At 74.6% G+C, this 10,476-nt stretch carries 9 protein-coding genes; 5 read left to right on the top strand and 4 right to left on the bottom strand.

From position 1 onward, the window contains the following. The first annotated feature begins 14 nt into the window (after nt 1-14). Nucleotides 15-488 carry a GNAT family N-acetyltransferase gene (locus G9H71_RS19115; RefSeq protein WP_407939778.1) on the top strand — a complete coding sequence of 158 codons (474 nt, stop codon included), beginning with the start codon at nt 15-17 and terminating at the stop codon, nt 486-488. Nucleotides 489-549: 61 nt separating this feature from the next. On the opposite strand, the gene G9H71_RS19110 is transcribed toward G9H71_RS19115, so the two are convergent. Then, nucleotides 550-2,907: a helicase-associated domain-containing protein gene (locus tag G9H71_RS19110; RefSeq protein ID WP_166284381.1), complete on the bottom strand. Its 2,358-nt coding sequence runs from the start codon at nt 2,905-2,907 to the stop codon at nt 550-552. A gap of 202 nt (nt 2,908-3,109) precedes the next feature. Here G9H71_RS19110 and G9H71_RS19105 point away from each other — a divergent pair, with 202 nt between their 5' ends. The 3 genes from G9H71_RS19105 to G9H71_RS19095 all read left to right on the top strand — a co-directional run bounded on the left by G9H71_RS19105 (nt 3,110) and on the right by G9H71_RS19095 (nt 7,893). Beyond that, nucleotides 3,110-6,451: a S8 family serine peptidase gene (locus tag G9H71_RS19105; protein ID WP_331273117.1), complete on the top strand. Its 3,342-nt coding sequence runs from the start codon at nt 3,110-3,112 to the stop codon at nt 6,449-6,451. Between the two features lie 295 nt (nt 6,452-6,746). Beyond that, complete coding sequence (locus G9H71_RS19100) at nt 6,747-7,079, top strand: TfoX/Sxy family protein (protein WP_166284380.1); 333 nt, start codon at nt 6,747-6,749, stop codon at nt 7,077-7,079. A gap of 211 nt (nt 7,080-7,290) precedes the next feature. Next, complete coding sequence (locus G9H71_RS19095; protein ID WP_166284379.1) at nt 7,291-7,893, top strand: cellulose binding domain-containing protein; 603 nt, start codon at nt 7,291-7,293, stop codon at nt 7,891-7,893. A 74-nt stretch (nt 7,894-7,967) separates the two neighbouring features. Here the strand turns inward: G9H71_RS19095 and G9H71_RS19090 are convergent, their stop codons facing one another. Together G9H71_RS19090 and G9H71_RS23155 are read right to left on the bottom strand one after the other, a co-directional pair. Continuing rightward, entirely contained in the window at nt 7,968-9,221 is a 1,254-nt protein-coding gene (locus tag G9H71_RS19090; protein ID WP_166284378.1) for a sensor domain-containing phosphodiesterase, read from the bottom strand. A gap of 106 nt (nt 9,222-9,327) precedes the next feature. Next, nucleotides 9,328-9,618, bottom strand: a complete 291-nt coding sequence (locus G9H71_RS23155) for a hypothetical protein (RefSeq protein ID WP_196792272.1) — start codon at nt 9,616-9,618, stop codon at nt 9,328-9,330. Nucleotides 9,619-9,685: 67 nt separating this feature from the next. Between G9H71_RS23155 and G9H71_RS19080 the strand changes: the two genes are divergently transcribed. Continuing rightward, nucleotides 9,686-10,069: a cold-shock protein gene (locus tag G9H71_RS19080; protein WP_166284377.1), complete on the top strand. Its 384-nt coding sequence runs from the start codon at nt 9,686-9,688 to the stop codon at nt 10,067-10,069. Between the two features lie 123 nt (nt 10,070-10,192). Here the strand turns inward: G9H71_RS19080 and G9H71_RS19075 are convergent. Then, the coding region (locus tag G9H71_RS19075) for a hypothetical protein (protein ID WP_166284376.1) at nt 10,193-10,476 on the bottom strand (284 nt) is incomplete at its 5' end.

The raw sequence follows: 10,476 nt of genomic DNA, 5'->3' as shown, positions 1-10,476 counted from the left end.
CGGTCCCGAAGGACCTGCGCGACGAGCTGCTCGCCGTCTGGGTCGACGTCGTCAACGCCGGCGGAGCGGTGGGCTTCATCGCGCCGGTGCGCCCCGACGACGTCGCGCCCGTCCTCGACGCCGCGCTCGCGCAGGTCGCGGCCGGCTCCTCCCGGCTGGTCCTCGTCCGGCGCGGCGGAGCCGTCGGCGGCTTCTGCTTCCTGCTCACGCCCGCGGCCCCGCACATGCGGCACTGGGCCACCGTCGCCCGGCTGATGGTGGCGCCGCAGGAGCAGGGGACCGGGTGCGGGCGGGCGCTGCTCGAAGGCGCCCACGACGTGGCGCGCCGCCTCGGGCTCGAGGCGCTGCGGCTCAGCGCCCGTGGCGGCCTGGGGCTCGAAGGGTTCTACGAGCGGCTGGGCTACGTCGAGATCGGCCGCTTCCCCAAGGCCATCCGCGTCGCTCCCGGCGACGACCGCGACGAGGTGTTCTTCCACATCCCGCTGTGAGGCCACCGGCTCAAAGGCGGCCGGCACTCGCCCGCGGGCGGAGCGGCTGGTCCGGCGGGCGTCAGGCCGGCTCGTCGGCGACCGCGGCGATGCCCATGATCCGGGCGATCGCGAACGTGCGCACCTCGTCGCGCAGGTGGTCGAACGCGCTCACGTAGCCGCCCTCGACCGACATCGGCTCGATGACGCGCTCGGTGGGCGTGCCCTCGGCGTTGACGTAGCCGATCACCACCGGGAACCCCTCGACCGCCGCCCGCCGCAGCGCGGCCACGACCTCGGCCACCGGGGACCGCGGCGGCAGCCCCGCCGCGGCCGGCAGCTGCACCGAGCGGCGGACGGCGGTGGCGGCGCGGTCGCCGGCCCGGAGGGCGCGGACGGCGGCCGACAGCGTCGCGGGGGAGGCCGTCGGCGGCTCGAAGACCAGCCGGGGCGGGCGCGGGCGCGGCGGCGTTCGCCGGGCGTCGGGGCGGCGTACGAGCACATCACCGTCGGGGGACTCGGCCGCGGGGGCGAGCCCCATCGCCCGCAGCCGCTCCAGCACCACGTCCACCGGCGCCTGGGCCGCCAGCACGGTGGGCGCGAGCCGGCGCAGCCGCAGCTGGCCCGCGCGCCGGTCCGCGAGCACCTCCGACAGCACGGCCGGGTCGTCGCAGCGGACGTAGGCGGAGGCCGTGCCGACGCGGACGAGCCCGTGGCGCCGGGCGACGTCGTCGATGAGGTAGGTCAGCGGCTGCGGCACCGGGGTCCGCGAGTGCCGGGCGAGCAGGGCGTGCAGGTCGTCGGCGCTGCGCCCGGCGTCCAGCGCGCGCCGGACCGACGCCGGCGTGAAGCGGTAGACGGTCGCGCCGCCGGTGCTCTCCACGTCCGCGGCGAGCGCGACCTCGCGGGCGAGCTCGGTCACCAGCGGTCCGGGGGCCACCGCGGTCAGGTCGGCCTGCAGCAGCAGCTCCTCGACCGGGCGGGGGAGGTAGGGCTCGAGCGCCTCGGCGGCCGCGTCCTCGTCGCCCGCGAGCAGCGCCCGGCCGCCCGGCCCGAGCGCGCCCCGGCCCGTGACGCCCAGGAGCTCGGCCTCGGCGAGCGCTCCGCGCAGCAGCTCGTCGCGGAGCCGGCCGCCGCGGCGCGGCCGGTGCCAGGCCACCCGCTCGAACAGGCTCGCCTCCTCGACCGCCGACCCCGCCGGCGCCTCCCCGAGGGCGGTCAGCGCCGCCGCGCGTAGCTCGGGGGCGACCGGGCGGTCGAGGTCGCCGCCCAGCGCGTTGAGCGGGCGGTCCCGGTCGTCGCGGGTTCCCACCAGGCCCGCGACCCGGGTGGTGAGCAGCCAGGCGCCGGCGAGCACCGCCCACCGCCGGGCGACGGGCAGCTCGAGCCAGACGTCGTACGCCGGGGTCGGCACCCAGAGCTCGTCGAGGTCGCCGCTCGGGCCGAGCAGGCCGGCGGCGTACGCCGACTCCAGCAGCAGCGCGGCGACGGGCTCCTCGACGTCGAGCTGGCCGGCGGCGCGCTTGAGCTCGCGCACGCCCAGCCCGCCGCCGCGCAGCACCGGCGGGCCGTCGATGCTCCACGCCTCGAGCAGGTCCTCGACCCGGCGTACGGCGTCGAAGGCCGTCTGCCCCGCCGCGCCCGCGACGGACTCGGCCCCGCGCTCGACGGTGGCCAGCGGTGGGGGGACCGGGCTCGGCGCCTGGTGGACGTGGCCGCCGCGCAGGTGCAGGCCCACCTCGAGCGGGAGCACGGCGGTGCCGATGCTCGCCGGCACGAGCAGGCCGCGGGCGAGCAGCCACTCGACCGGCGTCTTCGCGGTCTCGACGTCGACGTCGCGACGCGCGTCGGGCACGGCCCCGGTCGGCGGGCCCCAGGCCAGCCGGGCCAGGGCGTCGCGCGCGCCCTTGGGCGCCTCGGCCAGGACGGCGTCGAGCGCGGCCCGGTCCGAAAGGCGCTCGGCGATGGCGTGCGCGTCCGTCACCGGGTCCCCGCTCGGCTTGACCGACCACGCGATGGCGATGCGCGCGACCGCGGACGGCGCCACGGCGGCCAGCAGGGTCGCCACGGGCGGGCCGAGCCCTGCCGGCTCGCGGACGAGGTCGCGGGCGCCGCGGACCAGCCGCACCTCCCCGTCCGCACCCCACACCAGGGCCTGCGCGCGCAGCGTCGTGAGCGGCCCGGAGGCGTCGGCCCCCCAGCGTTCGCTCACCGCCTGCTCGTCGGTCGGCTCAGGCAGCGTGCAGAGGACGTCGATGACCTGCAGCCCGGGCAGGTCGAGCCGGTCGAGGGCACGGGCGATGCTCGGCCCGCCGGCGGCCCGCGCGCCGAGGGCCCCGAGGTCCGGCGGGACGGGGCCGAGCAGGTCCGGGCGCGTGCGCAGCAGCTGCGCGAGCGCGGCGTCGTCGCGCGCCCGGAGGTCGTCGGCGAGGCTGCGCATCGGGTCAACGCTACCGCCTGCGGCGGATTCGCCCGTCCGTGCGTCTGGGCAGGACCGTTGCCTTGTGCAACGCTCTGCGTCTGTGACGGTTCGGTAACCAATCCGTAAGTCCGGGCGGTGTTGTCGGTGCTGTCACGTATGAACGCTCTGCGCTTCCGCAACGCAGGCGCGGACGCCACACCTCGCTCAGAGAGGCAACTCAGTGACCCATCGTTCGATTCGGGGGCGCGCGGCGCGCGGAGTCGCCGGCGCGGCCGCCCTGGCCGCCGTCCTCGCGGCGGCCACCACCCCGGCCTCGGCGCAGGCGGCTGCCGCGCCGGCAGCCGCCGACCCGGTCCCCGTCACCGGCGGCGAGCTGGAGATCAAGGCCGACGCCGGCCCCGCGGACAAGCTCGGCGGCGCCGACGAGCAGAAGCTCGCCCAGCTGCGCGCGGACCGCGAGACCTGGACCACGATCATGATCGGCACGGCCGCGGGCAAGGCTGCCGAGGTCGCCGCGGCGATCACGAAGGCGGGCGGCTACGTCCGCTACGCCGCCCCGGAGCTCGACTACGTGAGCGCCCGGGTGAAGACGTCCAACGTCGAGAAGACGGCGTCGCTGAAGACGGTCCGCGCGGTCGACCTCGACCAGGTGATCGAGCTGTCGGACCCGGCCCCGGCCGGCGGTGGCGCGTCCGTCGCCGCTGCCGCGCCCGGCCCGCAGACCCCGGACGACAACCCCTACATGCCGACGCGCGAGACGGGCTCGATCGCGTTCAAGCAGGACAACCCGACGTGGGACGGCCGCGGGGTCACCATCGGCATCCTGGACTCCGGCGTCGACCTCGGCCACCCGTCGCTCAACACGACGAGCACGGGCGAGCGCAAGATCGTCGACAACTTCAGCGCCACCGACCCGGTCACCGAGGGCTCGCTCATCAGCGACGGCGACGCGACCTGGATCCCGATGGTCACCGCCGTCAGCGGGCCGGGCGCCACGATCAACGGCGTCCGCTACACGATCCCGACCGGCTCCTACCGGTTCCGCCAGGTCGTCGAGGCGCAGACCGACCAGCCCGAGTGCGAGATCTGCGGCGACCTCAACCGCGACGGCGACAAGACCGACCGCATCGGCGTGCTGTGGGACAAGGCCAACAAGCGGGTCCTCGTCGACAGCGACGACGACAAGGACTTCACCGACGAGGCGTGGATGACTCCCTACAAGGAGTCCGGCCAGGTCGGTGAGCTCGGCCGCGACAACCCGGCGACGGCGATCCGCGAGTCGATCCCGTTCACGGTGAACTACCGCGAGAACCTCTCGCTCCTGCCGGTCGGCATCAACGCCACCTACGACTTCGTCGACATCGCGCTCGCGTCCGGCGAGCACGGCTCGCACGTCGCCGGCATCGCCGCGGGCCACAGCTTCTTCGGCGGGCAGATGGACGGCCAGGCCCCGGGCGCCAAGCTCGTGTCGGCCCGCGCCTGCGCCTTCGGCGCCGGCTGCACCGAGGCGGCGCTGCGCGACGGCATGGTCATGCTCGCGCTCGACGGCGTCGACATCATCAACATGTCGATCGGCGGCCTGCCGACGGTCAACGACGCGGACAACGACCGCGCCCGCCTCTACAACGACATCATCAACGAGCTCGGCGTCCAGATCGTCATCAGCGCCGGCAACTCGAGCAACGCGCTCAACACGGTCGGCGACCCTGCGGTCGCCAGCGACGTCGTCGCCGTCGGCGCGACGATCAGCCGGGAGTCCTGGCAGGTCAACTACGGGTCGGACTCGGCGTACGACTTCGGCATGATGCCGTTCTCGTCCGGCGGCCCGCGCGAGGACGGCGGCTTCAAGCCGGACATCACCGCGCCCGGCTCGGCCATCGCGTCCATCAACACCTGGCTGCCCGGCGGGCCGACGCCCGAGTCCGGCTACTCGCTGCCCCCGGGCTACGCGATGCTGCAGGGCACCTCGATGGCCTCGCCGCAGGCGGCCGGCGCCATGGCGCTGCTGCTCGGCGCGGCGAAGGCGACCAACCGCCCGGTGTCCACGTCGCAGCTGCGCTACGCGGTCTACTCGACGGCGGGCTTCTCCGAGGGCATCCCGGCCTTCCTGCAGGGCCGCGGCCAGATCGACGTCCCCGCCGCGTGGGCCGCGATCAAGGGCAAGCGCTACACGTCGCAGGCGTTCACGGTGTCGGCCCCCACCTGCACCGCCGTCTGGCGCGACCTCGGCCGCCTCGGCGCGGACGACACGCGCCCGGGCACCGGCCTCTACAACCGCTGCGCCCCCGGTGAGGGCGGCCAGGCGCCGGGCGAGTCGCGGACGTACCCCGTGACCATCACCCGCACCGCGGGGCCGGCCGGCTCGACCTACACCAAGCTCTCGTTCACCGGCAACGACGGGACCTTCTCGGTCTCGCCGGAGAAGCTGAACATCGCGCTGAACACCCCGACCACGGTCTACGTGACCGCGAAGCCGACGGCCGGCGCGCACAGCGCGATCCTGCAGGTCGACGACCCGGCCACGCGCGGCTGGGACCAGTCGATGATGGCCGTCGTCGTGGCCGGCGAGAGCGCGCCCGGCCCGCAATACACGTGGTCCACGTCGGGTGTCTCGCAGCGCAACCTCGCGCAGCGCTACTACCTGACGGTTCCCGAGGGCGTGAAGGCGCTCGACGTCTCCATGACCGGCCAGGCGGCCGGCAGCCAGGTGCGCTTCCTGAGCTTCCACCCGTACGGCGTGCCGCTCGACTCGACCTCGACGCCCAACTGCTACCCGAACTACGGGACGCCCGAGGGCAACGGCTGCAACCCGTTCCGCCGCGTCTACTCCAACCCGACCCCGGGCGTGTGGGAGTTCCTCGTCGAGTCGCGCCGCACGACGCCGCTCGCCGACAACCCGTTCACCCTCACGGCCAAGCTGCTCGGCGCGACCGTGACGCCGGCCCAGCAGACGGTGGCCTCGGCGACGGTCGGCCAGCCGGTGCCGCTGTCGTGGACGGTCCGCAACGACTTCGGCCAGGCCACGCTGCGCGGCCAGGGCGGCCCGCTCGGCTCGGTCCGCGAGGAGCGGCCGACGGTCGCGGCCTCGGGCGACGCGAAGTACGTCGACTACGAGATCACGATCCCGGCCGGCACGACCCGGTTCGAGACCTCGATCGGCAACACGACGGACCCGCAGGCGGACCTCGACCTCTACCTGCTGACGCCCGCCGGCTCGATCGTCACGTACGACGCGGACGCCGACTCCGAGGAGTCGATCGTGTGGGACAACCCGACCCCGGGGACCTACATCGTCGAGGTCGAGGGCTACGCCGTCCCGGCGGGCACGACGCAGTTCGACTACCGCGACGCGTTCTACGCCCCGTCCCTCGGCACGCTCGCCGTCACCTCGCCGGCGGTGACGCTGGCGCAGGGTGAGACGACGACCGTCACCGGCACGCTCACCGCGCTGACCGCTCCGGCGGCCGGCCGCACGCTGACCGGTGTGATGAACGTCCTGAACGACACCGGTGCCGTCCTCGGCACCGGCCGGGTGGACGTCAGCGCGGTCGTCGCGCCGTAGCCCACCCCCGGCTCGGCCTGCCCCACCCGGCCCTCGGGCCGGCGGGCAGTGACGAAGGGCCTCGTCGGCATCGCGCCGACGAGGCCCTTCTGCGTTCCTGGTCGTTCAGCAATTTGTGAATCGCCAAGCATGAATCAGGGGACTCCGTTCTCGCGCCGTGGCCGTGGCCGTGGCCGTGGCCGTGGCTGTGGCTGTGGCTGTGGCCGCTCGAGGCGCGAGACCGTCGGTGCGCCCGTCGCCGAGTCGCACCGCCCTTGGGCTTCCGCCGGGCGCGGAGTTCTCCTACATTCCGGGAATGGCGTACGACCAGGAGCTGGCGCAGCGCGTCCGGGCCGTCCTCGACGACGAGCCCACGGTCGAGAAGAAGATGTTCGGCGGGCTCGCGTTCCTCGTCCACGGGCACATGGCGGTCGCGGTCAGCGGGCAGGGCGGGATCATGGTGCGGGTCGACCCGCAGCACCTGGAGGACCTGCTCGCCGAGCCCGGGGCCGACGAGGTCGTGATGGGCCAGGGCCGGGTGATGCGCGGCTGGCTGCGGGTGAGCGACGGCGTGCTCGCCGACGACGTGCAGCTGGCGGGATGGGTCACCCGCGGGCTGGACGTGGTGAAGGCGTTGCCGCCGAAATAGCGTCGGCGTCGGCGGCCCCACGGTGCAGGACGCGCGCCTCGAGCTGAGGGATTACCGGCGGTATGCGCCGTTCGGTCCGGAATTGCACGGCCCCGGCGGAAGTCATACACCTCCGGATGAACGATTGACAACGTAGGACGTGCATCTGATCCGGACGCACTAGGGTCGGGTGGCGCCCCGCCACGGGGGCAGGGCGCGTCTGGAGGAAGACATGCAGATCAGTCGATGGGCGGGTGCCGCGGTCGCGGTCACCGCTCTGGCTGCTGTGGTGGGCGCGCCGGCGACGGCCTCCGCCGCAAAGAAGCCGGCCCCGACCACCACGGTCACGAGCTGTGGCGTGGTCGTCAAGGCCACCGGGCAGTACGCCGACGCCCACAGCGGCACGGTGACGTTCTACAACCAGGGCAAGGCTCCGGTCATCTGGACGCTCACGTGGGACGTCGAGGACACCGGCGACCTGTGGAACGGGCGGGACGAGGACGTCACCTGGTCGCAGAGCGGCACCACGCTCACCGTGGCCGGGCAGTCCTGGAACCGCACGGTCCAGCCGGGCAAGTCGCTGACGCTGGGCTACGTGGCCGCCGGCCACACGGCTCCGGCCAACGTGAAGATGAACGGTGTCGCCTGCGGGGCCCCCTCGCCGTCGACGCTGAAGGCGACGGCCAAGGCCGAGAAGCAGCAGGCCCGTGCGGCCGAGCGGCAGGTCAAGGCCGAGGCCCGTACGGCCGTCAAGGCGCTCAAGGACGCCGAGAAGGCCGAGGCGAAGGCAGCCAAGGACGCGGCCAAGGCTGCGGAGCGGGCGGCCCGCGCCTAAGTCGCGGACCGGTCGAGAGCCTCATCGCCCTTCCGGGCGGTGGGGCTCTCTGCGTGTCTCGGACCGGGTCGACGTCAGCCGGCGGGCTGGGGGAGCGCTGGCGGCTCGGCCGCCGTCCGCTGGCCCGGGACGTCGCGGCGGACGGGCGGCACGGGGCAGGCCTCCACGAGCGCCTGCGGCGGGCCAGGGCGCCCGAAGTGCCATCCCTGGCCGTAGTCGACGCCGAGCGACACCAGCATCGCCGCGTCCTCGGCGGTCTCGATGCCCTCGGCGACCACCGCGGCGCCCGCGCGGTGCGCGAACTCCGACAGCGAGCCGACCAGGGACGTCAGCACCGGGTCGGCGTTGACCCCGTCCACCATGCTCCGGTCGAGCTTGATGACGTCCGGGGACGTCAGCACGATGTGGCGGAGCGAGGAGAACCCGGCGCCCACGTCGTCGATCGCGAGCCGCATGCCCTGCGCGCGCAGCGGCGCGAGAGCAGCCTGGAGCGCGTCGTAGTCCTCCACCGCGTCGTGCTCGGACAGCTCGAGGAGGATCCGCTCCAGGGGCAGCTCGCGCAGCAGGCTCGCGCACTCCGGGGTCAGGAGGGTCTGCGGGGAGACGTTCATGGACACGTAGCCGCTGACCGTCTCCAGATGCCGGGCGGCTCCGTGCAGGGCGAGCAGCTCGAGCTCATGACCGAGACCGACGCTGTGCGCTTCAGCGAAGCACACATCAGGTGCCTTGGCCCAGTCGCGCGGGAACCTGCTGAGCGCCTCGGCTCCCTCGCGCCGCCCCGTCAGCAGGCTCACGATCGGCTGCAGCACGACGAGCGGCCCGCCCTGCTCCATGACCGGGCGCAGTCGGGCCTCGATCTCCTCGGCTCGCGCCTGCTCCCGGATCCCCGGCTCGATGACGACCGCCGCGGCTGAGGCGAGGACGTCCATCAGCGACTGGTCGCGCTTGGTCAGCCCCTTGTCCGACGTCAGCCCGGCGCCGCAGAACGTGCCGTAGACCGTGCCGTCACTGAGCACGACGGGGACGGAGACGTAGCTGCGGATGCGCGGGAACCGCGCCGCCGGGAGCTTCATCGCCTCCGGATGGTCCTTGAGGTTCGGGATCACCGGCGGCAGCTTGCCGTCGCGGATGGCCTGGCAGAGCGTCGCCTCCTGGCGCTGCCGGTAGCCCTCCTGGAACAGGAACGGCACGGAGGAGTCGACGACCTCGAGGTGCTGGGTCTCGCCGTCCATGCGCGTCAGGAACGTGACGCTGAGCCCCAGCGCCTCCTTCGCCGTGCGCAGCAGCTCGGCGACCTGCTGCTCCGCGCCGCTGCGCCTCGTGGCCACGTACGTCCCCCGGTCCGGTGCCGGGCCGTGCGCCCGCTGCTGCTCGGCAGCTGCATCGGCGGATGGGAGGGGCCGCTGAAGCCCCGGCGGCCGGTTGCCCGGTCGGTCAGGCGCGCGGTCGCCGGACGCGCCGCGCGCGGGCGCTGACGAGCACGCCGGCGAGCGCGAGGCCGAAGCCCAGCGGGGCCAGCAGCGCGAGCAGGTAGGCCGCGAGCGGGAGCCGGTCGGCCCCCAGCAGCAGCGGCGCGACGGTGACGAGGCAGGCGACCGCGCCGACGGCGAAGAGCACCCCGCCGACCGCGACGAGCCGGTCGCCGGGACGGCGGCCGGCGGCACCCGAGGTCTGCCGGGCGGGCCCGTCTGCCGAGGCACGGGCGGGGGAGGAGCCGGCGTTCATACGGCAAAGCGTAGGCGCCGGCCGGGAGGTACCCTGACCGCCGCTCGAACCGACAGGAGGGATGGCCGTGCCGACCGGCAAGGTCAAGTGGTACGACACCGACAAGGGCTTCGGCTTCGTCACGACGGACGAGGGCGAGGACGTCTTCCTGCCTGCCTCCGCGCTCCCGGCGGGCGCGACCGCGCTCAAGGGAGGGACCCGGCTGGAGTTCGGGGTCGCACAGGGCCGGCGCGGCGCGCAGGCGCTGTCCGTACGCCTGCTCGACCCGCTGCCCTCGCTGGCCAAGGCCGCGCGGCGCAAGCCGGACGACCTCGTGCCGATCGTCGAGGACCTCATCCGGCTGCTCGAGGGCGTCGGCGGCTCGCTGCGCCGCGGCCGCTACCCCGACAAGGCCGCGGGCAAGAAGGTCGCCGCCGTGCTGCGCGCCGTCGCGGAGGACCTCGAGGCCTGACCGACGTCTCGCCGGACGCGGGCGCTGCTCCTGACGGGGCGGCGCCCGCGCTGCGTGAGCACGGCACCGAGGGGACGCCGCGTCAGCGCAGCTGCGTCAGCGCAGCTCGGAGGGGACGTTGCTTCAGCGCAGCTCTGTGGCGAGCAGCAGCGGCACCAGCTCGGTGAGCGCCTCCCGGGCGGCCTCCGGGTCCTTGCCGCGGACGGTGAGCGCCAGGAACGGCCGGCCGTGGACGCGGGCGGCGGCGTACGCGCCGGCGGCGACCGGGCCGGCCGCCTGCCCCTTCTGCGCCGCGGGCAGCCGGGTAAGCGCGGCGTCGGCGAGGTAGGCCTCCAGCGGCAACGGCTCGCCGTCCAGCTCGACGCTCTCGCCCACGAGGACGGCGTCCTCGCCGGGCACGAGGTCGG

The sequence above is a fragment of the Motilibacter deserti genome (assembly GCF_011250635.1).
Lineage (GTDB): Bacteria > Actinomycetota > Actinomycetes > Motilibacterales > Motilibacteraceae > Motilibacter_A > Motilibacter_A deserti.
The sequence above is the reverse complement of the archived record's forward strand: the minus strand, read 5'-3'. Positions and strand labels throughout refer to the sequence as shown.

Excerpts from the sequence above, each read along its gene's own strand:
- G9H71_RS23155 (WP_196792272.1), bottom strand. The coding sequence starts at position 9,618 with ATGAACGCCGGCTCCTCCCCCGCCCGTGCCTCGGCAGACGGGCCCGCC.
- G9H71_RS19100 (WP_166284380.1), top strand. The coding sequence starts at position 6,747 with ATGGCGTACGACCAGGAGCTGGCGCAGCGCGTCCGGGCCGTCCTCGAC.
- G9H71_RS19110 (WP_166284381.1), bottom strand. The coding sequence starts at position 2,907 with ATGCGCAGCCTCGCCGACGACCTCCGGGCGCGCGACGACGCCGCGCTC.
- G9H71_RS19095 (WP_166284379.1), top strand. The coding sequence starts at position 7,291 with ATGCAGATCAGTCGATGGGCGGGTGCCGCGGTCGCGGTCACCGCTCTG.